This is a genomic window from Bacillus sp. FSL W7-1085 (assembly GCF_038595035.1).
GTDB classification, from domain to species: Bacteria; Bacillota; Bacilli; order Bacillales; family Bacillaceae; genus Bacillus; species Bacillus altitudinis.
This window is the reverse complement of the sequence record NZ_CP152000.1, coordinates 1,976,425-2,000,695: the sequence shown is the minus strand read 5'-3', so window position 1 is coordinate 2,000,695 and position 24,271 is coordinate 1,976,425. Positions and strand designations below refer to the sequence as shown.

The window sequence follows — 24,271 nt, the reverse complement described above, 5'->3', positions numbered from 1 at the left end:
TTGTTTCGTTATTGGTTTTTAACGATTTATGTTGTTGTATCCTTTTTTAAAAGTATAAGGCATTTGTATGATCATGAATTAACGGATCCACGCATTTCCTATACGAAACGAATGCATCTCATCCATGAGCATGCAAAAAGGTTTGCCAGAGGGTGTATTGATCAATCAGGGTCGGTCATGACCATTCATCAGCAAAAAAAGCTGCCAGATGGTCCTGTTATTTATGTCACAGAAGCACATCATCCAGTGACGACGACATTGCTGATTGGTCACTTAGAGAAGCCATTTGCTTTTATGGCAAAACCGCATCTGTTTCGCTATCCCATCTTAAAACAATGGTTGAAGAAGATGGCGGTGATCAAGCAGAATCAATCTGATGAGGCGTTATTAGAAGAAGCAAGAGAAAGAGTTCTATCTGGCCAGAGTCTGTTGCTTTCTGAACAGTATCGTGTCATGGCAGAAACGCTTGCTGAAGAATGTAACTGCTCACTTGTTCCGGTTGAAACTAGCGGCACAGACCGTCTTTTAACAGGGAAGATCGTCAAAAGGCTTCGTCCAGTTAATGTCGATATCCATATAAAAGCACCGGTCAAGATGAGTGATTACGCACAAAAGCGCGCATAGAAAAAACCAGCATCCGAATGTGGATGCTGGTTTTTTGATCATGCTGGGATGTTGACACAATAAAATAGAATGCAGAAGAACATGGATGCACTTCCGCCGAGAACAAAGCTGTGCCAAATCGCATGATGATAGGGAATTTTCCGCCAAATATAAAAGATCGTTCCGACTGAATACAAAATACCGCCTAATAGTAAGAGGCTGAATCCAGCTCCTGTTAATTGAACGTACAGAGGTTTAATTGCGATGATAATCATCCAGCCCATTAATAAATAAACAAGGGTGGATACAATGATAAACCGTTTGACGAAAAAGATTTTAAAAACGATACCGCCTGCAGCAAGCGCCCATACGATTGCAAGAAGAGTATAGCCAAGTGCGCCTTTTAATGGGCCAAGCAAAAATGGCGTATATGTACCAGCAATCAATACATAAATCGCAGAGTGGTCAAGGATTTCAAATACATCTTTTGTTTTTTTGTGCCGAATGCTATGAAGCAAAGTAGAGCTTAAATAAAGCAGCAGCATCGACGCGCCAAATATCGAAAAGCTAATAATGTCAGTGACAGTGCCGTATTGAACAGCGAATAAAACGAGAAAAACAATGGCGGGAATGGATAAAATGACGCCAATGCCATGTGTAATCGCGTTGGCAATTTCTTCTTTTACAGTAAACAATGGATGTCCTCCTTTATTGAACCGGTATATAACCATCAAGCGACTTCAGAAATGAGAGACCTTCAAGTGTAATCTTCGTTCCAGCTCTGCCTTTCCCTTTTGTCACATAGGCTTTTTTCTCAAGATCATCTAATCGACTCCTGACTTGCTGAGGGGTCAGCGGGATGTCGCCTTGTTTGCTTAACTCAGACAAGATACGTCTGCTGGCTGCTTCTCCTTTTTCATTTAGAGACTTAATGGCTTCGAGTAAGAAAACAAATTCTTGTTTCTCCATAAGCGTGAGCTGGTGTTCTTCTTTTTTTCCTTTACCAGCTGTTTGTTGAGGTAATAATACAAAAGGTGGCAAGTGATGCAAGAAAACTGTTTGCCCTTCGAGAATCGCGGCTGCATAATGAACGATATTTTTGAGCTCCTGGACATTCCCTTCAAACGAATATTGCTGTAAGACTTCCCACACACTTGAGTCGATATCAGGCGTCATGTTCAGTTCTCGAAAGAAAGCAGCGGTTAAAATAGGAATATCTGTTTTTCGATCTTCTAAAGGCGGGAGAGGGATATGAAGCACATTGAGCCGATAAAACAGCTCAGGTAAAAAACTGGACGAAACGCTCATCGCCTCTAATGATAAAGACGAAGAAGCAATGATTTTTGTTGCAGGAGAATCTTCGAGAAAACGAATGACCTGATGCTGCATAGGAATACTAAATGCGCTGACTTCGTCTAAATAAAGCACATGATTTGCCGCATGAGTAAATGCTTCCTGCAAAGTCACTTCATCTACAATGGGGCAATAGATATATTTCATCGAAGCCTGCGCAGCAAATGAATGGGCCATTTCTTGTGCAAAGCGTGATTTGCCTGTTCCAATTTCACCTGTGATCAACACAGGCTGATCGTTTTTCGTGAATTGTTTTGCCAAATGAATGGCGTGTTTTATATCTTGGTGTTCTCCATATATATTAGCAAACGGATGTGTGGTCATCGAGCGATTCCTTTCTTTTGGTTCTAATTGGTTTTATTATAACACCCAATTAGAACAAATGTATAGAAAAACGAAAAAGTTCATGAAATTTATCTCCGATCCATGATCTATTGGTTTATTTTTTGAATATTCATGTTATAATGACAAATTAAATAAGGTTAAAGAGAAAGGATCTTGTACATGAAACCGTTGCTCAAAGAAAACACGCTAATTCAAGTGAAAGACATCTTAAAAGCCCATCAAAATTTGAAGGATGTAGTGATTCATACACCACTTCAAAAAAATGAGCGACTTTCTGAACGATATGAATGTAATGTCTACTTAAAAAGAGAGGACCTGCAAGTTGTTCGTTCTTTTAAATTAAGAGGCGCTTTTAATAAAATGAGCCAGTTGCCAAAAGAAAAACTAGAAAACGGCATTGTTTGTGCCAGTGCAGGAAATCACGCACAAGGCGTTGCCTATTCTTGCAAATATTTAGGTATCCACGGGAAAATCTTTATGCCTGCTACCACACCAAGGCAAAAAGTATCGCAAGTGGAGCTTTTCGGAAAAGAATATGTTGACATTATCTTAACCGGAGATACCTTTGATGATTCGTATCATGAAGCAGTCAAATGCGGAGATAAGGAAAAGCGGGAATTTATCCATCCATTTGATGATTTAGATGTCATGGCAGGACAAGGAACGACTGCTGTAGAAATATTAAATGATATCGAAGTGGAACCTCACTTTTTATTTGCAAGTGTCGGAGGTGGAGGTCTGTTATCTGGTGTAGGTACATATATCAAAAATATCTCACCAGAAACCGAAATTATTGCAGTCGAACCGCTTGGCGCAGCTTCACTGCATGCTTCACATGAGAAGGGCGAGGTTGTGACACTTGATTCGATTGATAAGTTTGTAGACGGAGCAGCGGTTCAGCGGATTGGTGAAAAGACGTTTACATCGCTTCAGTCTGTTGTCGATAAGATTAGTCTTGTACCAGAAGGAAAAGTATGTACAACCATTTTAGAGCTGTATAATCAATGTGCAATTGTAGCTGAGCCAGCGGGTGCGTTACCGATCGCGGCTTTAGATGCACATCGTGAGGAGATTAAAGGGAAAAATGTCGTTTGTATTGTCAGCGGAGGCAATAATGACATTGGCCGAATGCAAGAAATCAAAGAACGCTCCATGATTTATGAAGGACTCCAGCATTATTTCATCGTTAATTTTCCGCAAAGAGCAGGTGCTCTCAGGGAATTTTTAGATGAAGTGTTAGGGCCAAATGATGATATCTCACGCTTTGAATATACGAAAAAGAATAACCGAAGCAAAGGACCTGCGCTTGTTGGGATCGAATTGAAAGAAAGAGATGACTATGCAGCGCTGATTGACCGAATGAATAAAAAAGGCTTCCACTATGTTGAAGTGAATAAAGATCAAGATTTATTCCACCTATTTATTTAGGCTTAACAGATAATTGGAAAAGAGGATTGATCGTTTGTGCTGCTCAAAACAATATGTTTTAGACGGATGGATGGAGCTCAGATCAAGGTAACAGAAGTCCCTGTTTTAAAGGGAGATGAATCCTATGGTTTCATGCTCACCTTTAGACTTGAAGCTTTCTTGAAAAAAGTCTATGTATCTAAAGGAAAGAGGCATGTTTACTCTTTCAGGGAGGATGTGAAACGTAACGTCAAGTGGAGCACATATGAACAGATCTACCAAGAGCCTACACTAAAACACAATGCGTAAATTGGAATCTTTGCCAAAGAGAGTGAGCGGCCATTTTCAAATGGCGGCTACTCATCTTGGCAAGGATTTTTTACATGAAAAGAAGAAAATGTGACAATTTCAAAAACGTTCTGACAGTTGTTTTCAAGTATGCACGAAATAAGGTAATATCATATGTAAAGACTAAGACAGCAAGGATGAGACGATAGTGAAACAAATTAAAATTGTAACAGATTCAACCGTGGACCTTCCGCAAGAAAAAATCAATGATCTTTCCATTCATGTCATTCCGCTCAATATCTCCATTTCTGGGGTTGATTATATTGACCGAGTGAACATACAGCCAGATGAATTTATTGAAAAAATGGAGGCCGCTGAGGAACTGCCGAAAACGTCTCAACCTGCCATCGGTCAATTCGTCGAATTATATGAAAAACTGACGGCAGATGGAAGCGAAGTCATTAGTATCCATTTAACTGGTGGGATGAGTGGTACGGTTCAAACTGCTGAAAGCGCTTCTAAAATGGTAGACGGACATATCACTGTCATCGATTCGAATTTTATTTCCTATGGTTTAGGGTTTCAAGTCACCAAAGCAGCAGAGCTTGCAAAAAAAGGGGCAAGCCGTGATGACATCCTCAAAGAAATGGACAAAATTCGTCTTAAAACAAAGCTATTTGTCACAATCGATACATTAGAAAATCTCGTGAAAGGTGGACGAATTGGAAGAGGAAAGGCGCTGATCGGTTCACTTCTTCATATTAAACCAATTGCCAGCTTAACAGACGGCATATACACACCAGAAGCGAATGTGAGAAGTTACTCCGCTCTTGTCCGCTATTTGACAAAACAGTATGTACAGGCGGTGAAAGGGAAAACCGTTCAGGCCATTGGGATTGCACATGCAGACGCATTAGAACTTGCAGAAAAGCTTAAAACAGCACTGCTTGATCACACACCTGATGCACTAGTTGACATCGCTTATACAACACCGATTATTTCCTGTCATACTGGTAAGGGCGCTATAGGCTTTACTTTTTATACCGATTGATTGAAAAGGGGATGTAATTGTCATGTATACAAAAAGGGGAGCCTTATTTGGTGCGCTTACGATTATAAGCGTGCTTCTTTTAGTCTCATGTTCAAATGGACAAATCAAGGATGCGTTAAATTATCAAATCCAGCCGTTTGAGTATCAAAACCAGGATGGTCAAAAGGTGTCGCTCGACGATTTAAAGGGGAAAGTCTGGGTGGCAGATTTTATTTTCACAAGCTGTGAAACGATTTGCCCGCCGATGACCGCACATATGACAGAGCTACAAAAACGGTTAAAAGAGGAAAAATTGGATGCGCACATCATTTCATTTAGCGTCGACCCAGAGGTGGATTCACCGAAAAAGCTAAAGGAATTTGCAAAAGCATATCCATTATCCTTTAAAAATTGGGATTTTCTCACTGGTTACTCGCAGTCAGCGATTGAAAAATTTGCAATGAAAAGCTTTAAGACGATTGTGAAAAAACCTGAAGACGAAGATCAAGTGATACACCAATCTCTGTTTTTCCTCGTTGATCAAGAAGGAAAAGTGATGAAAAACTATGATGGTGTTCAAAATACGCCATATGATGAAATCATCAAGGACATCAAAACACTGAATCGAAGCTAGCATGAGGATGTTCAAATGAGCGAAAACATGATACACTTTTTTAATCAGAAAAAGGAGGGACATCATCGTTTGAAGGCTCGTTTGATTTTGATTGTGATGTCTCTAGCTTTTGTTCTTTCTGCATGTTCCGCACAAGAGGCTGGCATAAAGGATAAACTAGAAGACACACAAAACGTAAAAGAACATATTACGATCGCAGCGGTTGGAGATTCCTTAACAGAAGGAATCGGAGATCAAAATAAAAAAGGGTATGCCGGCATCACTCGTGACAAGATAGAAGCGGTGGACGGTGTACAGTCTGTTACATTAAAAAACTATGCCATTAAAGGCAGTAGAACGGTAGATTTATTAAAAAGATTAAAAGAAAAAAAAGTGCAGGATGGACTGAAAGACGCTGATTATATTTTCTTTACGATCGGCGGAAATGACTTAATGCATGTCGTCCGTCAAAATGTGCTCAACTTGACATTTGCTCCTTTTCAAAAAGAGCAAGGTCCTTTTGAAGAGCGTTTTAAGACCATTCTTGCTCAATTAAGAGAGCATAATGACCATGCAAAGATCATGTATGTCAGTATGTACAATCCTTTTAAATTCAGCTTGTCTGAGCTGAGAGATATTGATGAGGTCGTCAAAGACTGGAATGCTGCTGCCGAAAAAGAACTAAAAAAAGACGGCAATGCTGATATGATCGATGTAGCAGATTTATTTGAAGATGATAAAGATGAAAAATTACTGGCAGATGATGATTTCCACCCAAACCAAAAGGGGTACTCTCTTATGGCAAATCGTTTATTCTCAGAAGTGAAAAAAGAAGGACTGCCGAAGGAATAGGGTGAAAAGATGAAAAAATGGAAGAGTTTATTTTTTGTTTTACTGTCAATTAATCTATTGATTGTTCTTGTATGCGGTATTTTTATGCTGCTGCCGAGCGATCAATCAGCTTCGAAAAAAGAAGTGAACAGCGAGTATGCTTTTAACATTTCTAGTTCAAAAGAATCGCTCACCAGCTTTGTCAATGATTATTTAAAAAACCAAGGATCAAGCGATATGCCCGACTTTCATGTTGCGATTGACCAAGATGTGAAAGTAACAGGTGCAATCAAAGCTTTTTCTTCAACGATTAATGCAAATGTATCATTTACACCATCTGTTGAAGATAATGGGGATGTTCTGCTGAAAGTAGATGACTTTTCAATTGGACAATTAAGCATCCCAATCAGTTTTGTTTTAAGCTACATGGGTCAATTCTATGAACTGCCTGATTTCGTTCATGTGAAACCAGACCAAAAAACAGTGGAAGTGCGCCTTTCAGAAATGCCGCTGACGAATGATATGTATGTCAAAGCGAACAAAATTGATCTTGAGAATGATGAAATTGAATTCTCATATTATCATCCAAAGCAATAGAACGTGTAAGTCAGGAGTGAAACTATGAAGCGAGTCTATCAATATTTTAGTTTACTGTCGCTCTTATTTGCTGCATACTTTGGCATGACAGCTGCCTCTCATTTAAAAGCAGAAAATATCGACCAGTTTTACTTAAATATCGCCTATTGTGCATTATTTTTAGGTACCATGATTCTTGCTTTTGATTTTCAAAAACAAGAAAAAGCTGAAGATGTCTCGTAAATAGCCTTTTCCATTTGGAAAGGCTATTTGTCTTCTTTTCAGCGGAATAGAAAACCTTTGCATTCTAGGAAGGACGAGTACTGGCGCAGAGTGAATGTGACATTCGTGAGCACCGGCACGCAGGACTGACACCGAATGCGAGGCTTTGTCTACACGCTGAGAGCCTTTTCCATTTGGAAAGTCTCTTTTTACATTTGGTGAGACAAGACGACTTTTGCCATTAGCTCTGGCTCTCCGTTTGCAAATCCATGAAGTAAAATAAGATAGGCCCGCTTTGTTTGCAGGTGAACTTTCGGAATATCTAGCAGTACACTTTGAGTACCGGCAGCTTTTAATTCAAAGTGATACTTATTCGGAGAGAAGTGGTAGGTTTGGGTGCCGTTTACATATCCGAGCTCCTTTGATAAGATGCCTTGATCTCGTTCATATATATCAATGAAAGGGAGGTCTGGTGACAGCTGGATAAACGTGAGTGCTGATAGCTCATCTTGCTTAATCAGCGAGTCTTGCTTTTCTGTGAGCAGCGCAAAGCCGGTACGAGCTCCTGTGATACATAGCGTGTAAGTCTCGTTTCCATTAATCATCATACGAGAAGAAAGAATTCTTTCTTTTGTAGCCAGCTTGAATACTTCTATCTCATAAACACCCTCATCCCATTCCATATAAGCAGACAGCTGACCGTATGGCAGCTTTTTTTGGATTGGCTGCTGATTTACAAATACAGCAAGCTCACTTAAATCCGGTGCAGCGTGAAATAATCGAATAACAGCTTTGGAAATGGTGTTTCTCGGATGGTATGGGGGAAAGGTAGCTAATGGACGATATAGAAATTGATTCATCTCGTAGAGCTGCTGCACGTCTTTATCCCTTCTTTCTCTGCAATGTGTTTTTTGTAGCGTATGCAAGAAAGGGACGATCTGTATAGGCAAAAGAAACATAGAAAAAAGCCTGACAAAAAGTGTCAGGCTCTCGTATTAAGAAGGAGATGAATATTGATGATATTCAGCCAACTTAATGAACGTTTTTTCATCCTCAATTAATCCGCAAACGCCGCACTGGACTTTGATTTTCGGTCCTTGATAGTTCATGTGAAAAGGAGAAAGCTGATCTCCTTCATATGTTTCGACAATAGCTCCAGTTGCTGGATCAAGTTTCACAGGTTCTGAATGCTGCTCGATGAGGTTAAAACGCGTTCTGTTGGTTTTGCAGTTCGGACAAAGATATGGACTTGTCATGGTTCATTCCACCTTTTTATCCGTAGCATGTCCTCCACGCTAAAATCTATGCTTAATCCTTTTGACTTTTATCCAGCTTTTTAAATAACTTGATCATCGTTTTCAGTTCTTCATCATCAAATGATTCAAATCGTTCCATGAAGTATTCTGTTTTCTTTTTCTCAAAATGCTCAGTAATTTCCTTACCCTTATCGGTTAAGTGGATTTTGATGATGCGTCGATCCTCTTTTGAACGGATACGAGTGATCCAGCCTTTTTCTACAAGTGTGTCGGTTACAGCTGTAATATGGCTTGCTGATACACCGAGAATTGAGGCGAATTCCGTTACTTTTTTTGCGCCTTGTTCACGCAGCAGATTTAAAATGAGAAATTCATTCCGAGATAATTCGTTTTCAAGCAAGCTGTTAATTTCATAACGTATTTGCTTAAATACGGTTCTCAGTAAAGTATCCATTTCATACATCATTTGTTTTCTTTGTTCCAATCATTAAACCCCCATTATATTTTAAGATACGACAGAATGCTTTCATTTGTTTTTAGGTATACAAGTCGTATCATTTTCATTATTTTTTATCATGTTATAATATGATGATACCATTTTTTAAATGAAGGGGGCACTAATATGTCTGAAAAACAAGAATTAGCCACATTTGCTGGAGGCTGTTTCTGGTGTATGGTTAAACCTTTTGATGAACAGCCAGGCATTATCAAAGTTGAATCAGGGTATACTGGCGGACATACAGTGAATCCAACCTATGAGGAAGTATGTACAAATACGACAGGCCATAGAGAAGCCGTTCAAATTACCTTTGATCCAGACGTTTTTCCGTATGAGAAGCTATTAGAACTATATTGGCAGCAAATAGACCCAACAGATGATGGAGGACAATTTGGTGATAGAGGAGAGTCCTACCGTACAGGGATTTATGTCCACAATGAAAAACAAAGGCAACTTGCAGAAACATCAAAAGAGCAGCTGAGCCAAAGTGGAATTTTCCAAAAGCCAATCGTGACAGAAATTTTAGAGGCTAGTCCTTTTTATCCTGCTGAGGAATATCATCAGCATTATTATAAAAAGAACAAAATGCACTACGAACGATACCATGTCGGTTCGGGCAGAGCAGGTTTTATTCAATCTCATTGGAGTGATAAATAATGGCTAACGAAAAAGAGCAGCGCATCAAAGAATTAAACCGAATGCAGTACGAAGTGACGCAAAATAATGGCACTGAGCCGCCATTTCAAAATGAATTTTGGGATCATAAGGAAGAGGGCATTTATGTAGATATCATTTCAGGCAAACCATTGTTTTCTTCTTTAGATAAATTTGATGCCCATTGCGGCTGGCCAAGTTTTACAAAGCCGATTGAAGATCAAGAGGTAGAAGAGAAAGTAGATACGAGCCATGGCATGGTGCGGACTGAAGTTCGCAGTAAGACGGCCGACTCTCACCTTGGTCATGTATTCCCTGACGGCCCAGGGCCAAACGGTCTTCGATATTGTATTAATTCTGCCGCTTTAAAGTTTATCCCGAAGGATGATCTTGAAAAAGAAGGCTATGGTCATTTGAAACACATCTTTCAATAATTGATTTTAAAAATCGTCACATGGAAGTCAGCTGCTTCCGTGTGACGATTTTTTTATTTTTTATGGTGGGTATGATGTAATTGTTCAATGATGTGAAACAGCTTCTCTTTTGTAATGAGCGGTGCTTCGTTTGATGTGTAATGGGTCAAATGAACTTTTTGAAAATGAGGGTGAAGATGTGGTCTTGGTAAAATGGCATAAAATTGTTCATGTTCAAACAGTGCATCTGCCTCGTGAGGGAATGTGAGCTCCTCGTGAAGTTTTTCTCCAGGTCTTTTTCCCACAACGAGAATATCAGGAGAAGGAACATTGATCAGACCGGCATATTCATGAAATGCTTTCAATAGATCAGCCAGCTGTAATGACTCCATCTTGAGGATGAATGTTTCGCCGCCTTTCATCATGATAGCTGCTTCAAGCGTGAGAGATACAGCTTCTTCGATAGACATAAAAAAGCGTGTCATCTTAGGATCAGTTACAGTTAGAGGTTGTTCATTTAACAACTGTTGAAGCATGATGGGGATGACGGAACCCCTTGATCCAAGCACATTGCCAAACCGGACAGAGCAAAACCTCGTTTTCTGATTTGAAATACTTTCATTCGCTTGAAAAAACAATTTTTCTGAAATTAATTTTGTAGCTCCCATGGCATTTGTCGGAGAAACCGCTTTGTCGGTTGAAATGTTGACAACATGACTGACTTCATGTTCAAGTGCTGCTTCAATGACATGCTGTCCGCCGATGATGTTGGTTTGGACAGCTTCAAACGGATTATCTTCGCAGGTGGGTACTTGTTTGAGTGCAGCTGCATGGAAGATGATATCTACCCCTTTGGCAAGCTGCCTGACGCGGCTGGCATCCCTCACATCTCCAAGTGCAAATACAACCTCTGGATTTGCCGCATATTCATTTTTCATCATGTATTGTTTACTGTCATCTTTACTGAAGACAATGACCTTTTTAGGAGAGCAGGCTGTTAATTTTTTCACAATCTGCCGGCCAATCGAACCCGTACCGCCTGTGACCAAGATGATTTTGTCACGAAAAAAGGTCTTCAAACTCGTTTCTATTTGTTTGGACATATCTAATCCCCCAACTCTCATTTCTCTACTTTGCATCATATGTGAAAGAGTGGAAGACGTTTGAGGAAAAGAACCACTTCATGCATAAATTAGGTGAACCAATTATAACCATCTGCTTGACGACTTAATAGAATATGTAGAGATAGAAGATTAAGTAGAATAGCGAGGCACCTAAAGAACTTCAGTACGGTGATCAGTTCAGCTCTCAGAATGTATTCTCTGATACTGAGCTGCGCGAGGGGAGAAGATCATACATGTATAGGGGAAATCGTATTTTAGCTATGATACCAGCTTTTAGCAGCAAGCAGGGACATCATGCTGAACACATTCGCGTATTGGCGGAGCGGCCGCTGATCTATTGGACCATTCAGCCACTATTACAAATGATTGAATTAGATGAAGTCATCGTATCTTCAGAGGATGTGAATACTCAAATCATTTCGTCCCACTATGGAGCAAATGTGATTGAACTGCCAAGCACACATGTGACAGAACAAACACCTTCTTTAGTAGCTGTGAAGCATGCGCTTGCTTATTTAGAACGAGAGGGAAAGACGTTTGATATTGTTTTGTATTTGCATCCAGCATCACCACTAAGGCAGACGGCAGATATTGAGAACTGCTTGCAGCTTCTAGTAGAGGGGGGATATGATTGTGCGGCTTCTTTTACAGAGGCGTTAGAAAATCCAAATGAAACTTGGACACTTCATGACACCAATGAAGCCAGCCTGTATAAGGACAATCATTATTTTTTTGTACCAACTCAGGAGCACCCTTATACGTATGGACGTTTAAATGGAGCTGTCTATGCGTTTCATGTTCCATATGCAAAAGAATGCATTCATTCCTTTTTAGAAGGATCTGTTGGTGCATATATGATGGATCATGCGCAATCGCTTGTTGTGAAAAGTGAGGAAGATCGGAAAAAGGCAGAGAAGATTTTACTGGCTCGACAAGATGCAGAAGGAACGGCATAAGATGATGGCAATTAGAAAAAGCGCCCGGTCATAGGGCGCTTTTGACTATTTCATAAAGTCTGTAAGGCAGCGTATCAAATGTGTTCCAGCGAACGACTTGTTCGTAATTGTTCTCTGCAACCGATTGTCTTTGTTGAGGGTTTTTTACATAGTGCTCGACCTGCTTAATCAAATCGTTTTCATGTGTGTAAAAAGCGAAGCTTGAAAATGCCTGTGACGGTTGTAGATCTGTCAACTGAAAGCCTCCGCTTGCAGCGATATCAAATGCTCTGTTGTTGAGGCTCATATTTTGAACATTGGCTTTGTTTTGATTATAGGCAAATTGCGCGGGCCTGTGCGGATTCAGAACAATGGCTGATGTTTGATAGATGTCTGCCATCTGCTCGGGACTCAGCCAGCGGGTCATCAGTGAGAGATCACGATATCGTCTGCGTGATTTATTCAACACGCGATGCCACTCTTTTCCTGCCACGAGAATGCGCCATTTGTTTTGATGTAAGAGTGTATTGATGGCTTTGATGCGGTTTGGATAAGGGTAGCCAATGAGTGCAATGTCATAGATGCACGACTCATGTGGTGATTCTTTTTTCTGAAATACGTGTGTATTGGTCGGAATGGGAAAGTAGTGCGTGTGATCAGCGCCCATTTGTTTGTAAAATGACAAAGCACCTTCGTCAATCGTTAAGATCAGCTGTGCATCACTTACACATGCAGCTGACACATCTATATAAAAAGGGTCTTCTGTCATCCACAGTACAACGGGGATCTTTTCTTGTTTGAATTGATGAAGCAGTTCTGTTGGAATATGATCACCGATCATCATGAAAACAAAATCCGGAGAAAATGTCCGGATTTTGTGCATATGAGCGGGTAGAGTTTCCCTATCCACCTTGACGCATGAAAAGGGGGAATCAATGAAGCTCTCTTCTATCCATTGATCGAACATCCGATAGATTCCACCGTAGCCAGAGCTGATATAAAGAAGCTTCATGATGGCCCTCTCACATTAAGATGTGAACGTAACACTTTCTACTTTATCTACATCTAATAGAGTCGTTGCAGAGCCTGTAGGTGTCACAGAGCTTTCTTGTGTGACGAAAACAACACCTGTTGAAGCATCGAATGATACGAATTGAACGGGTCCGATTAAGTCACCTGAGTCCATGACAATGCTAATGACTGTTCCAGGTGCAAGTCTTGCGAAAATCCATCTTGCTGGTTGAGATACGTCGAGTGTTGTAGCAGAATCTGAAGGTGATGCTTCAGCAGCTACCTCACTAAATAAATCGTTCAATTTTTCTTCCACTTGAACTCCTCCTTCTTCGAGATTAACTGTTAACGCATGACTAAGCGGTTTGAAAAACAGCTTTAATAGCTCTTTTTTTAATTCGGCACGCTTTTCGCTCATGTTTTCCCCATCCTTTCTTCATCCATTCAAACACACCACTATGTATATGCCGTTCTCTTTTTTTGGTATAAGCAGAATGCTCATTCCTTGTTCTTTTTTTCATTTAATGACTTCACACATTTTTGAAAAATGTTTTCAAATGCTGATGCTAAATGAAGTGATCCTCATACTCTAGTAAAGATCAAACGAGAAGAAAGAGGGAATCTGAATGGAATTTGAACAACTATTAAATGGCTGGAACGAAGAATTACTAGAAACAGAAGGAATACTTGAAGTTGTGTTGATTATACTTCTTCTTCATCTTTTAGAGGAAAGTGAGGAAGGGAGTGCGTCAGAGATTAAAGAATTGCTGCGCCCGTGGCTTGAGCTCGGCATTCCGCTGCCACGTGTTCATTTAGTCAATGGAGATGTGCTGCAAAACGTGGTTGTCGTACAATTGTTTGACTCAGTAGCAGTCTTTAAAAATGCGACAAATCAACTAAGAGTAAGTGTTCCTTATGTGAACATTGTCAGCTGGGGGGCTTTTTAATCTATTTAAAAAAGGATAATGGTCATGAAAGTATCAGTGATATTAACAAGCTACAACAAACCTGATTTCATTGAACGTGTGCTAAAGAGTGTGGTAGAACAAACGTATCAGCATTGGGAGCTTTTGATCATGGATGATGGCTCTGAACAAGAAACGATCCAAAAGATGCAGCCTTATTTAGTGGATAAGCGCATTCAATTGTATTCTCATCAAATTCATCCTGCAAACCGGCTGAAGACTGTACGTTATGCAACGCTAATTAATGAAGCATTAACACGTATAACAGGTGAGCTGGTTTGTTATGTAACTGATGATACAGTCTACAGAAAAGATCGTTTAGAGAAAATGGTCGAGGTTTTTCAATCGAAGCCTCACATAGATATCGTCTATTCCTCGCAGCGTGTCGTGCATGTGAATCAGCATTTGGTGGAAACGGCGAGCTTCGTTCGAGAAGCAGATCAAGTGTTGGAGCATGCATCCTTTCAAGTCGACCATTGCTCTGTTATGCATAGAAGCCGGCTACTTCCGCTTATTCATGAAAAATACGGACAATACTGGGCCGACGAACCAAAACATTGGCATCATGCTGACTCTGTGTTTTGGATGAGACTGAATCATTTTGCTGCGTTCTTTCCATTAAAAGAAGTACTTGATACCACATATAAAACGCCACAATCATTCCATCATATGTTTGCGAGTATGCCCTACGATTTAATTGACGGAGCTGTGATTGACAGAGAAGGCGCTTATTATCAAATCGCTAGCGGATATCTTCATCGCATTGACAAGCGCTGGGTGAATGAAAAGAACAGGCGTGCGATTCGTGTTCCCTCGTTATGTGCGATGAAATATGAAATGAACGAGCCGCTGACAGTCCCAAATTATACAGTCGTCACCGCAGATAACGGCAGAACATTTTATTATATTGAACATCAGACAAAAAGACGGTTTGCTTCAAAACGTGATGTGCAATATTTTCAGTTTCATCAAAAGGAGATATACACGGTCACAAAACAGCAGCTGGAGACGTTTGAGGATGGCAAGATCATTCAAGTATCTCCTATATTCAGCCCGCCAAATAGACGGCTGTTTAAATGGAAACAAGATGTCTATTTATTTGTGCATGATACCTTTTGCCGAATTGTCCCTGAGGTAGTGAAAATATTTGCGTTTTACCATCAGCCAATCAAACTACAACCTTCTCAATTTGCATTTTTTCAAGAAGGAAAGCCAATTGTGCCGCTGTATATGGAGTCTCTTCAGGAATTTGACTTGTCTCTTTATCAGATATCAGGGCGAAAGCACTCCTTCTAAGAGGGGTGCTTTTTTTAGAATTGACAAAAAAAGCAGGAGATCGAAAGGAAAAAGCGAAACGTGAAAAGGATAGGGGAACACGTTGAATATCATCAAACCGCTGAAAATTGGGCAATACTGTGCCGGATTTTCGGCATAGAAAGTGAGGGGGAAATAGTGGGGAAGGTTGTCGAAAGAGCGGATTGGTTTGAATTAATTTTAGAAGCTATCGATGAAGCGATTCACGTTGTAGACGATCAAGGGGTCACCATCTTTTATAATCATAATGCAGCGAAGTTCGACTGTTTAGCGAAAGAAGAGGTGATTGGCAAGTACATACTGGATGTGTATCCTTCATTAACTGAAAAGACAAGTACACTCATGCATGTACTTAGAACAGGAAAACCCATTTATCATTCGTTGCAAACCTATTTGAATAAAAATGGAGAAAAAATTGAGACTGTCAACACCACACTGCCCATTATGGAAGGCAGCAAGTTAATTGGGGCGGTAGAAGTAGCGAAGGATGTGTCGAAGCTGTCGGCGCTTTCGAATCGTTTAGATCAAAAAAAACGAACGGATGGTGCCGCGGAGACCACTCAAATGCTCGATTTTTCTTCATTTTTAACAAATGATCCACACTTAAAAGAGATGCTGGAAAAAGCGAAAAAAGCTGCTGCATATCCTTCATCGGTTATGGTCTTCGGGGAAACTGGGACAGGAAAAGAGGTACTCGTACAAGCGATTGTTCATGCATCTGATCGGAAAGATCAAGTCTTTATCCCGCAAAACTGCGCTGCTCTTCCAGAATCGCTGCTTGAAAGTCTTTTATTCGGGTCTGTCAAAGGAAGTTATACGGGCGCAATAGATCGCAAGGGGCTGTTTGAGTTAGCAGATGGCGGTACGCTTTTTCTTGATGAGCTGCAAGCGATGCCGCTTACGCTTCAAACAAAATTACTGCGTGTGTTAGAGGATGGTGTTGTCCGCCGGATAGGTGATGCAAAGGCGGTTCAAGTAAATGTCAGAGTGATTACTGCCCTCAATATCGACCCATTTGAAGCCGTTAAAAAACAAATGTTAAGAGAAGACTTATTTTATAGACTGCATGTGTCATCATTTCATATCCCGCCGCTTCGCACAAGGAAGCATGATATCCAGCTGTTATCCCGCCACTTTATTCAAACGTATCATCAGCAATTTTCTAAAAACGTCAACCGCCTTTCTGAAGAAACCGTCCAAGTATTTATGGCCCATCAGTGGCCAGGGAATGTCAGAGAATTAAAACATACGATCGAGCATGCCGTCTTGATGATGCCAAAGGAAGCAGAAGAAATCACCCCAGCATATCTCCCTGCCCATTTGCGGACGCATCAGATAGAAAGTCATCCGCCAGAGTCCTCATTAAAAAGTCAAGTGACGTCATTTGAACAAACGCTGATTCAAGAAGCTTTAAGACAGCACGCAGGGAATATTAAGCAAACGGCAGCCGCTTTAAAAATTCCTCGACAAACATTGCAGTATAAACTAAAAAAATATACAGATGCCGAAAAGTAGGCACTTCAAACATGTGAATGTGACGGAAAAGCTCCTTTTGTAAAGAATAGGGGCATTTTCCCATGTTGGCACATAACTTGCATAGTATAAAGTGAATGCTGATAGGGGGAATGGATATGAATCAAAAACTGTATCAACCTGCGCGACATTGGAAGGACATCGAACTTTGGAAGGACGTACCCGAGGAAAAGTGGAACGACTGGATTTGGCAGCTGACGCATACGGTCAAAACGCTTGAAGATTTAGAAAAAGTCGTGAACTTAACAGAAGAGGAAAAAGAAGGGGTGAAGATTTCCACGAAGACCATTCCACTCAACATTACACCCTACTATGCCTCACTGATGAATCCAGACGATCCAAGATGCCCAATTCGTATGCAGTCTGTACCGATTGCAGAGGAGCTTCATAAAACAAAATATGACCTCGAAGATCCGCTCCATGAAGATGAGGATTCACCTGTTCCAGGTTTAACGCACCGCTACCCAGATCGTGTGCTGTTTCTTGTCACAAATCAGTGCTCCATGTACTGCCGCTATTGTACGAGAAGGCGTTTTTCCGGTCAGATCGGGATGGGTGTGCCGAAAAAGCAATTAGATGCCGCCATTGGATATATTAGAGAAACCCCTGAAGTGCGGGATGTGTTAATTTCAGGCGGTGACGGGCTGTTAATTAATGATCAAGTGCTTGAATACATTTTGAAAAACTTACGAGACATTCCTCACGTTGAAATCATTCGAATTGGAACACGTGCACCGGTTGTGTTTCCGCAGCGAATTACAGATGAATTGTGTGAGATTTTAAAAAAATATCATCCGGTTTGGTTGAACACTCACTTTAATACAAGCATTGAAATCACAAAAGAAGCGAAAGAAGCGTGTGAGCGACTTGTCAATGCTGGCGTGCCTGTTGGTAATCAGGCGGTGATCCTAGCAGGAATTAACGACAGTGTTCCAATTATGAAGAAGCTGATGCATGATCTCGTCATGATTCGCGTCAGACCTTATTATATTTATCAATGTGATTTATCTGAGGGGATCGGCCACTTTAGAACACCGGTTTCAAAAGGCCTTGAAATCATTGAAGGCTTAAGAGGACATACGAGTGGTTATGCTGTGCCAAGCTTTGTTGTAGATGCACCAGGCGGAGGAGGTAAGATCACCTTACAGCCAAATTATTTATTATCTCAAAGCCCAGAGAAAGTGGTCCTGCGTAACTTTGAAGGTGTGATCACCTCTTATCCAGAGCCGGAACATTACGTCGCAGGCCAAGCAGATGCGTATTTTAATGAAATCTATGAAGAAAAGAAAGAACCCGCCATTGGCATAACAGCTCTATTTGAGGACGAAGCAAGATCCTTTACGCCTGAAAATTTAAGCCGAATGAAACGAAGAGAGTCTTATGAGACGAATCCTGAACATGATACGCTCAAAAACAAACGCGAAAAACGAGATGAATTAAAAGAGAAGAAATATCAAGCCCAGCTCAAAAAAGAACAAACCGTAAAGGAGGAGAAATAACGTTGCTGACATGTGATTGGTGTGAGGAGAAGAAAGCGAACGCAGGACAGACCACAGTCTATTGGGAACTCATCACGGGCACACAATCGATTGAGATTTTGGAAACGCCTTCGATTTCTTGCACGCATTGCGGGATGACGTATCAGAAGGATGAGACAGTAAAAGAGATAGAAGATCAATTAATTTTAGTCGATCAAACAAAGCTTCCAGAAAAAATCTCATATGAAGAATTAATGAGCATGGAGCGGTTATTAAAGCGTAATTACTTTGATTTTTCTTCATAAGTTGTACCTCCGCCTATACAAGTCATCAAATTCCTGTATAATATAACAACAAAATAGAGTGTCGCGGAGGGAAAAACAGGTGAAGTCGTTTTACCATTATTTAATGAAGTACAGACATCCAAAACCGAAGGATGAAATCAGTCATTTTGCAAATGCTGCTTATGAAGATCACAGCTTTCCTAAAGCATCCACTGATTATCATGAGCTATGTGCCTATTTAGAGTTAAATGGGGACTATTTAAGCTCCATGACGACATTTGATGAGGCTTTTGAGCAATACGAAGTAGAAGTCAAAAAAAAATAACACACACAACCGCTTGTTCCGTATGGAAGAAGCGGTTTTTTCATGAAGAAATAAAATGGCGTTTTGCATGGTGTGGTTGCCCATGCAGAATTCCTTGCGCCGGCATACGATACGTTAAGACCAAAAGTCGGGCAAGGGGGAGACAGAATGAAGGCGAAAGCACCAAAATATAAAGTAGGGGATATTGTCGTCGTTGTCATGTACGGCACAGTTGGAACGATAACAAAAGTCCATCAAATTGACCAACATTATCTATATGAGGTCAATCATAATGAGGTGCTTTATTTTGAAACATCACTTCAGCTTTACGATGAGTACGACGGGGTGATTGTAGATACAGAAAAGCTGGACATTGAATATGAGTTCCTCATTGGCGATGTTGTATATGTAAAGGATTACGGGAAAGAGCTATTTAAAATCATTGGCCATCGGACTGAGATATGGCGCTACCTTGAAGATGGCTGGGAAGATGTCATTTATGAACTGACAAGGTTAAAAGACGGAGAATGGCTGGAAACAGAAGAAGAAGACTTGACGCTTGTCCTAAGAAAATATGAGATGGATCAGTTTGTTCATCAGCTTCTTTTTGTGCATTACGTTGGAGAAACCTCAAAAGAAATAGAGGAAGATATGGTGCAAACCGCTCTATTACAGTTAGAAGAGAAACAAGAAAGCGAAGCATCACTAGAATTTCTCGCTGTATCTATAGTGGATGAGCTTCTTGATATTTACAATGATTATAAAATTCTCTATGAATTTTTCAAAGACCCAGAATATAAGGATATGATGGACTTTATTTTGGAAAGTTTAAACGAACATTTTGGTTAAAAGAAGACTTGTCCTAACACGAATAAAAAGTAAGGAACACAGAAAAAAGCAATCACATAAAACCATCCCCTCAAGATACGGCCCATCACCTGATCAAAAGTATGTCCATCTAAAATGCTTAACCATTTCATTGCCTCATGCCCCTTTTCTTTTCGTTTACTGCATTTATATGTATGGAATAAGCCATTATGACAAACTGTAATAAAAATAAGGCAGCGTTCATACATCATAAAAAAGGAGGCGGAAAGCAATGAAAGAAGCAGATTTGGTGATTGATACAGAGGAAATTGCAGAATTCTTCTACACGGAGCTGGTCAAAAGAGGGTACATACCATCTGAGCTGGAAACGTTTGAGCTTGCCGATATTACATTTGAATATATGCTGAGGAAAGCAATGATAGTTGAAGAAGAGGCGCGGTAGGCACTATACTTTGAAGAGATTCTGAGTAGAAAGGGAGGGGAATTGTTTCGCGTGTATGTCATCATTTTTTTCCTTTTGTTTGGCGCCATCGCTGCGCTTATGGTGTCTGGCATGTTCCAGGAGTTGGACAACCAGATCATCTTATCGTTTGAAAACATCAGACTTCCTTTTTTAAATGATGTCATGCTGACTTTGACTGACTTTGGTATCAGTGCGCTGCTTGTCCCAATCATGCTCATCTTTAGCGTGGTGCTGTTTATGTATAAACGCTACCACTCTATTATGCTGCTTTTTCTACTATATATAGCAGAAAAAACGGTCAATCATGAACTGAAAGGACTGTTTGCTAGAGAGCGTCCAGCCTTTGATCATCTAGTGAATGAGACCTATTACAGCTTTCCGAGCGGTCATTCTATGAATGCAGCAACGATCTATCCATTTATCGCCTATCTATTAATTGAAATGGTTCCGTGGCTGAAAAAGAGACAAAAAGCAGTCTACATGGTGACAGGGTGTTGTGTGCTGATGATCGGCATCAGCAGGATGTATATCGGTGTTCATTATGTCACTGATGTAGCAGGGGGCTTTGCGATAGGACTAGCTTTATTTCTCATATGTAAAAAGATTGACGAAAAATTGTCCGTCATTCGACAAAAATAGAAGAAGGAAATTCATAGATCCCAGCCAATTTTATATAAAAGGGGAGGGATTTGAATGCAATTGACGTTGAGATTTTTTCAAAAGAAACCTTCAGCTTATCACTTAACCATTTATCAAACACCTGAATATGGTGCAGAAAGCGGGCATCAACCTGTATACCGGACAAAGATTGGCGGCAGGACACACCTTGATGTACTGGAAAAAGCATTCTCGACATTTAATGTACAAGATACAGTCCCTAATGATTACAATGCACGGTTTATCACAACAGGGGATATCGTTGTGATTGATGACCAGAAAAAAGGGAAGTGCTACTACCAGCTCTTTCCGGCAGGATGGAAACGCAGTGAACGCCTAATGACGATGAGTTAAATATAAACGACGATGCCAGCTTTACTTTCAGCTGGTATTTTCTTTTTTGATCTCAATCGTTTATAATAAATGGGACTAAACACATGTTAAACGTAAGTGGAGGCTAAAAAATGAGTGTACATATTGGAGCAGAAAAAGGACAAATTGCAGAAACGGTATTGCTGCCAGGCGATCCGCTTCGTGCGAAATATATTGCAGATACATATTTAGAAGATGTTGTGTGCTATAACGAAGTGCGCGGCATGTATGGTTATACTGGAACATATAAAGGAAAACGCATTTCTGTACAAGGTACTGGAATGGGCGTACCGTCTATTTCGATCTATGTGAATGAGCTGATCCAAAGCTATGATGTTCAAAACTTAATCCGTGTCGGTTCTTGCGGAGCGATCAAAAAAGATGTCAATGTACGTGACGTCATCTTAGCTCAAACCTCATCAACAGATTCTCAAATGAACCGTGTGGCATTTGGACCGATTGATTACGCACCATGTGCTGATTTTGGTTTACTGAAAAAAGCCTACGACACAGCAGAAGCGAAAAATGTAGCTGTGCGTGTTGGGAATGTATTTACAGCAGACCAGTTTTATAATGAAAAACCACTTGAGTTGATGGACCAATATGGAATTCTAGCGATCGAAATGGAGACAACGGCTCTTTATACGCTTGCTGCAAAATTTGGCAGAAAAGCGTTGTCGATTCTGACAGTGAGTGATCATGTGCTAACAGGAGAAGAAACAACTGCTGAAGAGCGTCAAACGACATTTGACGAAATGATCTTAATTGCACTAGATTCTGTTTTATAATAGTATAAAGGGTGTGCTACGATGTAGCGCATCTTTATTTTTTTAGTAGAGCAAAAGGAAGGTATGTCATGAAGAAAAGCTATAAAATACTCTCAATCGCATCGATTCTTGGTTTGACGGCCGCATTATCAGGCTGCCAGTTGCTGGATCAGAAAAGCGGTACCACTGAATCTAACAAAACAAACGAACAAAAGAACGCAGTAAGTTCATCACCCCAGCAAAACTCAAACGATACGGCAGATTCATCTAATCAAGAGCTGACGTTAAAGAGTGAATATTTCAATGACATCAAGGTAGTGAGCGGACTGAAGACCATTCAAAACCCTGAAAATGTGCTTGCTTTAGTGAACAAAGAATATGCACTGCCAGGAACCTATAAACCTTCTGATCTCGTTGTACCAAAAGTGGAATTCTCTTTTTCAGAGGATATTGAAAAACGATATATTCGAAAAGAAGCAGCGGAGGCACTTGCGAAGTTATTCAAAGGTGCTAAAAAGGAAAACTTTGAGCTTGCTGCAGTATCTGGCTATCGTTCCTATGATCGTCAAAAAGTCATTTTTGATAGTGAAGTGAAACTAAAAGGGAAAGAAAAAGCCCAAGAAGCCGTAGCCTTACCAGGCGAAAGTGAACATCAAACAGGTCTAGCTATGGATATTTCCTCAAAAAGTGCCGGCTTTGAAATCTCTGAAAAATTTGGTGAAACACCTGATGGTAAATGGGTAGCCAAAAATGCTTATAAATATGGCTTTATCATTCGTTATCCAAAAGGGAAAGAAGACATCACGAAATATGAATATGAGCCGTGGCACCTGCGCTATGTAGGGAAAGAAGCTGCAAAAGCGATGCATGATCATGATTTAACATTCGAAGAGTACATGAACAAAGTGAAGAAAATATAAACAAATAAAAGGCCTCCCGAAGCTGGGAGGCCTTCTTTTATACGTCGTTTTAAAAAAAGAGCAAACCTGCTAATGCGAAGCCGGTAATAAAACCGAGTCCAATGCCATAAGCTGGACCCCAGCCATAATAACCTCCGTAATAACCTCCGTAATAGCCAAATCCTAAGCCCCCGCGGGACCCGCCGACTGGTCGGATATAAACTTTGCGGTTTGTCACCCGCTCAATACGTCCAACATGTACTCTGCCATGACGATCAGTAATTCTAGCTACTTTCCCCATATGCTGCTGACAAAGTTTGTAGTAGCGCTCCATGTTTTTCCTCCTTATGACAAACTCTTTTCACTCTTATCCTATGCGAAAGACTTCATAGAGTTTGGACAAAACATATAGGAGATTCGCTCATTTTATACTGTACATTCAAATACAAGGTGACTCAGATGTTCTCGGTGTGTTTGAATCAGGTCATAGTGTGTCTGCAATGTATCATAAAGAGAAGGTGGTATTTGATCTGATAATTCCATTTCGGTCGGCTCCTCCTGCACCATGTGCTCATCGAATGAGAGAATCTGAATGTCACGGAATCCTGCGGACGCTAACTGCCTTTTCCATTCAGAAAATGAAAAGAGGGAGTGAAACCCATAAAACTCCCGAATGGCTGCCTGTTCTTCTGAGGAAAGCGGCACTTTTAGCACAGCCTCATTTGCGATCAATTGTTTTCCAGGAGCAAGCACCCGTTTTATCTCAGCAATCGCAGCAGGTAAATGGATGAAGCTTAAAACAGATTCACTGATCAGTAGAGAGAACGAGTCATCCGCAAATGGCAGGTGTTCGATCGATGCTTGCTGTGCACGGAAAGGTAGTTGTTCCCGCTCGAATCGCAGATTGGCTTTTTCAATCATCAAAGGGTGTGTATCAATCGCCTCTACTTCATAACCTAAATGTCCTAGATATGCGGCTGTTTGTCCTGTGCCGCATCCAACATCCAGTATACGATCGTCAGACGCCAAGTTAAGATGCTCAATCATCGTTTTAGTGAGCTCAATTCCACCAGGATGGGCACCTGATACCCCAAAATAGGCAAGCATTTCTACATAGTCACTCATGAAATCCCTTCTTTCTTTATCATGTTTCTCTCTAAAGATTATGCATTGCAGGGCGAAATGGCTTATCTTTTCAAATAGAAGTTTGATCCTTTGGTTGACGGATGAAGAATCGTCCTTGATAA

34 protein-coding genes are annotated in these 24,271 nt (G+C 40.6%); 23 read left to right on the top strand and 11 right to left on the bottom strand.

What is annotated here, in order from left to right; translation table 11 throughout:
- The gene (locus MKY11_RS10145; protein WP_035703293.1) at positions 1 to 624 is read left to right on the top strand and encodes an acyltransferase; all 624 of its coding nucleotides are present in this window, start codon (positions 1 to 3) and stop codon (positions 622 to 624) included.
- 38 nt (positions 625 to 662) lie between these two features.
- On the opposite strand, the gene MKY11_RS10140 is transcribed toward MKY11_RS10145, so the two are convergent.
- Both MKY11_RS10140 and MKY11_RS10135 read right to left on the bottom strand, forming a co-directional pair.
- Complete coding sequence (locus tag MKY11_RS10140) at positions 663 to 1,298, bottom strand: hemolysin III family protein (protein ID WP_039165595.1); 636 nt, start codon at positions 1,296 to 1,298, stop codon at positions 663 to 665.
- A gap of 13 nt (positions 1,299 to 1,311) precedes the next feature.
- A complete protein-coding gene (locus MKY11_RS10135; RefSeq protein ID WP_047946650.1) occupies positions 1,312 to 2,280 on the bottom strand; it encodes a sigma 54-interacting transcriptional regulator in 969 nt (322 codons plus the stop codon).
- A 180-nt stretch (positions 2,281 to 2,460) separates the two neighbouring features.
- On the opposite strand from MKY11_RS10135, the gene ilvA reads away from it, so the two are divergent.
- The 7 genes from ilvA to ypmT all read left to right on the top strand — a co-directional run bounded on the left by ilvA (position 2,461) and on the right by ypmT (position 7,289).
- Positions 2,461 to 3,729, top strand: coding sequence for a threonine ammonia-lyase IlvA (gene ilvA, locus MKY11_RS10130; RefSeq protein WP_047946671.1), 1,269 nt, complete (start codon positions 2,461 to 2,463; stop codon positions 3,727 to 3,729).
- A 36-nt stretch (positions 3,730 to 3,765) separates the two neighbouring features.
- Positions 3,766 to 4,017 carry a YpmP family protein gene (locus tag MKY11_RS10125; RefSeq protein WP_008346400.1) on the top strand — a complete coding sequence of 84 codons (252 nt, stop codon included), beginning with the start codon at positions 3,766 to 3,768 and terminating at the stop codon, positions 4,015 to 4,017.
- A 187-nt stretch (positions 4,018 to 4,204) separates the two neighbouring features.
- Positions 4,205 to 5,047 (top strand): DegV family protein, encoded by an 843-nt coding sequence (locus tag MKY11_RS10120; protein ID WP_342501385.1) that lies wholly within the window; start codon positions 4,205 to 4,207, stop codon positions 5,045 to 5,047.
- A gap of 22 nt (positions 5,048 to 5,069) precedes the next feature.
- A complete protein-coding gene (locus MKY11_RS10115) occupies positions 5,070 to 5,660 on the top strand; it encodes a cytochrome c oxidase assembly protein (protein ID WP_007500791.1) in 591 nt (196 codons plus the stop codon).
- 69 nt (positions 5,661 to 5,729) lie between these two features.
- A complete protein-coding gene (locus MKY11_RS10110) occupies positions 5,730 to 6,491 on the top strand; it encodes an SGNH/GDSL hydrolase family protein (RefSeq protein ID WP_017359696.1) in 762 nt (253 codons plus the stop codon).
- Positions 6,492 to 6,500: 9 nt separating this feature from the next.
- Positions 6,501 to 7,067: a YpmS family protein gene (locus MKY11_RS10105; RefSeq protein WP_017359695.1), complete on the top strand. Its 567-nt coding sequence runs from the start codon at positions 6,501 to 6,503 to the stop codon at positions 7,065 to 7,067.
- A 24-nt stretch (positions 7,068 to 7,091) separates the two neighbouring features.
- Positions 7,092 to 7,289: a protein YpmT gene (gene ypmT / locus MKY11_RS10100; protein WP_008346409.1), complete on the top strand. Its 198-nt coding sequence runs from the start codon at positions 7,092 to 7,094 to the stop codon at positions 7,287 to 7,289.
- A gap of 188 nt (positions 7,290 to 7,477) precedes the next feature.
- Here ypmT and MKY11_RS10095 read toward each other — a convergent pair whose 3' ends face one another.
- The 3 genes from MKY11_RS10095 to MKY11_RS10085 all read right to left on the bottom strand — a co-directional run bounded on the left by MKY11_RS10095 (position 7,478) and on the right by MKY11_RS10085 (position 9,008).
- Entirely contained in the window at positions 7,478 to 8,146 is a 669-nt protein-coding gene (locus MKY11_RS10095; protein WP_342501384.1) for a DUF4397 domain-containing protein, read from the bottom strand.
- Between the two features lie 117 nt (positions 8,147 to 8,263).
- On the bottom strand, positions 8,264 to 8,524 hold the full coding sequence (locus MKY11_RS10090; protein ID WP_008346413.1) for a hypothetical protein: 261 nt from the start codon (positions 8,522 to 8,524) through the stop codon (positions 8,264 to 8,266).
- Between the two features lie 52 nt (positions 8,525 to 8,576).
- Positions 8,577 to 9,008 (bottom strand): MarR family transcriptional regulator, encoded by a 432-nt coding sequence (locus MKY11_RS10085; protein ID WP_007500780.1) that lies wholly within the window; start codon positions 9,006 to 9,008, stop codon positions 8,577 to 8,579.
- 138 nt (positions 9,009 to 9,146) lie between these two features.
- On the opposite strand from MKY11_RS10085, the gene msrA reads away from it, so the two are divergent.
- The gene (gene msrA / locus MKY11_RS10080; RefSeq protein ID WP_035391726.1) at positions 9,147 to 9,680 is read left to right on the top strand and encodes a peptide-methionine (S)-S-oxide reductase MsrA; all 534 of its coding nucleotides are present in this window, start codon (positions 9,147 to 9,149) and stop codon (positions 9,678 to 9,680) included.
- Positions 9,680 to 10,111: a peptide-methionine (R)-S-oxide reductase MsrB gene (gene msrB / locus MKY11_RS10075; RefSeq protein ID WP_007500777.1), complete on the top strand. Its 432-nt coding sequence runs from the start codon at positions 9,680 to 9,682 to the stop codon at positions 10,109 to 10,111. The genes msrA and msrB overlap by 1 nt, the downstream gene beginning before the upstream one ends.
- A gap of 53 nt (positions 10,112 to 10,164) precedes the next feature.
- Here the strand turns inward: msrB and MKY11_RS10070 are convergent, their stop codons facing one another.
- Positions 10,165 to 11,193, bottom strand: a complete 1,029-nt coding sequence (locus tag MKY11_RS10070) for an SDR family NAD(P)-dependent oxidoreductase (protein ID WP_072368232.1) — start codon at positions 11,191 to 11,193, stop codon at positions 10,165 to 10,167.
- A gap of 254 nt (positions 11,194 to 11,447) precedes the next feature.
- On the opposite strand from MKY11_RS10070, the gene MKY11_RS10065 reads away from it, so the two are divergent.
- A complete protein-coding gene (locus tag MKY11_RS10065) occupies positions 11,448 to 12,170 on the top strand; it encodes an N-acylneuraminate cytidylyltransferase (RefSeq protein WP_017367462.1) in 723 nt (240 codons plus the stop codon).
- A gap of 28 nt (positions 12,171 to 12,198) precedes the next feature.
- Here the strand turns inward: MKY11_RS10065 and MKY11_RS10060 are convergent, their stop codons facing one another.
- Together MKY11_RS10060 and MKY11_RS10055 are read right to left on the bottom strand one after the other, a co-directional pair.
- Positions 12,199 to 12,993 carry a DUF3880 domain-containing protein gene (locus MKY11_RS10060; RefSeq protein ID WP_342501383.1) on the bottom strand — a complete coding sequence of 265 codons (795 nt, stop codon included), beginning with the start codon at positions 12,991 to 12,993 and terminating at the stop codon, positions 12,199 to 12,201.
- A gap of 183 nt (positions 12,994 to 13,176) precedes the next feature.
- On the bottom strand, positions 13,177 to 13,578 hold the full coding sequence (locus MKY11_RS10055; protein ID WP_007500770.1) for a hypothetical protein: 402 nt from the start codon (positions 13,576 to 13,578) through the stop codon (positions 13,177 to 13,179).
- Positions 13,579 to 13,786: 208 nt separating this feature from the next.
- Here MKY11_RS10055 and cgeC point away from each other — a divergent pair, with 208 nt between their 5' ends.
- The 7 genes from cgeC to MKY11_RS10020 all read left to right on the top strand — a co-directional run bounded on the left by cgeC (position 13,787) and on the right by MKY11_RS10020 (position 19,887).
- Positions 13,787 to 14,107 carry a spore maturation protein CgeC gene (cgeC, locus tag MKY11_RS10050; RefSeq protein WP_007500768.1) on the top strand — a complete coding sequence of 107 codons (321 nt, stop codon included), beginning with the start codon at positions 13,787 to 13,789 and terminating at the stop codon, positions 14,105 to 14,107.
- Positions 14,108 to 14,125: 18 nt separating this feature from the next.
- Positions 14,126 to 15,421, top strand: a complete 1,296-nt coding sequence (locus MKY11_RS10045; RefSeq protein ID WP_342501382.1) for a glycosyltransferase family A protein — start codon at positions 14,126 to 14,128, stop codon at positions 15,419 to 15,421.
- A gap of 156 nt (positions 15,422 to 15,577) precedes the next feature.
- Positions 15,578 to 16,954 (top strand): sigma-54-dependent Fis family transcriptional regulator, encoded by a 1,377-nt coding sequence (locus tag MKY11_RS10040; RefSeq protein ID WP_024718563.1) that lies wholly within the window; start codon positions 15,578 to 15,580, stop codon positions 16,952 to 16,954.
- Positions 16,955 to 17,070: 116 nt separating this feature from the next.
- Entirely contained in the window at positions 17,071 to 18,471 is a 1,401-nt protein-coding gene (gene ablA, locus MKY11_RS10035; protein WP_008346434.1) for a lysine 2,3-aminomutase, read from the top strand.
- A 2-nt stretch (positions 18,472 to 18,473) separates the two neighbouring features.
- Complete coding sequence (locus tag MKY11_RS10030) at positions 18,474 to 18,755, top strand: YokU family protein (protein WP_024718564.1); 282 nt, start codon at positions 18,474 to 18,476, stop codon at positions 18,753 to 18,755.
- Between the two features lie 79 nt (positions 18,756 to 18,834).
- Entirely contained in the window at positions 18,835 to 19,059 is a 225-nt protein-coding gene (locus MKY11_RS10025; RefSeq protein WP_003215834.1) for a YozE family protein, read from the top strand.
- 147 nt (positions 19,060 to 19,206) lie between these two features.
- Positions 19,207 to 19,887 (top strand): hypothetical protein, encoded by a 681-nt coding sequence (locus MKY11_RS10020; RefSeq protein WP_008346441.1) that lies wholly within the window; start codon positions 19,207 to 19,209, stop codon positions 19,885 to 19,887.
- Here MKY11_RS10020 and MKY11_RS10015 read toward each other — a convergent pair.
- Entirely contained in the window at positions 19,884 to 20,018 is a 135-nt protein-coding gene (locus MKY11_RS10015; RefSeq protein ID WP_017359686.1) for a hypothetical protein, read from the bottom strand. The genes MKY11_RS10020 and MKY11_RS10015 overlap by 4 nt on opposite strands.
- Before the next feature lie 119 nt (positions 20,019 to 20,137).
- On the opposite strand from MKY11_RS10015, the gene MKY11_RS10010 reads away from it, so the two are divergent.
- From MKY11_RS10010 to MKY11_RS09990, 5 genes are all read left to right on the top strand, one after another.
- Positions 20,138 to 20,308: a YozD family protein gene (locus tag MKY11_RS10010; protein WP_008346445.1), complete on the top strand. Its 171-nt coding sequence runs from the start codon at positions 20,138 to 20,140 to the stop codon at positions 20,306 to 20,308.
- A gap of 51 nt (positions 20,309 to 20,359) precedes the next feature.
- Positions 20,360 to 20,968, top strand: a complete 609-nt coding sequence (locus MKY11_RS10005) for a phosphatase PAP2 family protein (RefSeq protein WP_047946640.1) — start codon at positions 20,360 to 20,362, stop codon at positions 20,966 to 20,968.
- A gap of 54 nt (positions 20,969 to 21,022) precedes the next feature.
- The gene (locus MKY11_RS10000; protein WP_007500756.1) at positions 21,023 to 21,340 is read left to right on the top strand and encodes a hypothetical protein; all 318 of its coding nucleotides are present in this window, start codon (positions 21,023 to 21,025) and stop codon (positions 21,338 to 21,340) included.
- A gap of 110 nt (positions 21,341 to 21,450) precedes the next feature.
- Positions 21,451 to 22,146, top strand: coding sequence for a purine-nucleoside phosphorylase (gene deoD, locus MKY11_RS09995; protein ID WP_007500754.1), 696 nt, complete (start codon positions 21,451 to 21,453; stop codon positions 22,144 to 22,146).
- Positions 22,147 to 22,214: 68 nt separating this feature from the next.
- Positions 22,215 to 23,045: a M15 family metallopeptidase gene (locus MKY11_RS09990; protein ID WP_058336736.1), complete on the top strand. Its 831-nt coding sequence runs from the start codon at positions 22,215 to 22,217 to the stop codon at positions 23,043 to 23,045.
- A 49-nt stretch (positions 23,046 to 23,094) separates the two neighbouring features.
- On the opposite strand, the gene MKY11_RS09985 is transcribed toward MKY11_RS09990, so the two are convergent.
- Both MKY11_RS09985 and MKY11_RS09980 read right to left on the bottom strand, forming a co-directional pair.
- The gene (locus MKY11_RS09985) at positions 23,095 to 23,358 is read right to left on the bottom strand and encodes a hypothetical protein (protein ID WP_024718566.1); all 264 of its coding nucleotides are present in this window, start codon (positions 23,356 to 23,358) and stop codon (positions 23,095 to 23,097) included.
- 92 nt (positions 23,359 to 23,450) lie between these two features.
- Positions 23,451 to 24,149 (bottom strand): class I SAM-dependent methyltransferase, encoded by a 699-nt coding sequence (locus tag MKY11_RS09980; RefSeq protein ID WP_342501381.1) that lies wholly within the window; start codon positions 24,147 to 24,149, stop codon positions 23,451 to 23,453.
- Positions 24,150 to 24,271: the final 122 nt, after the last annotated feature.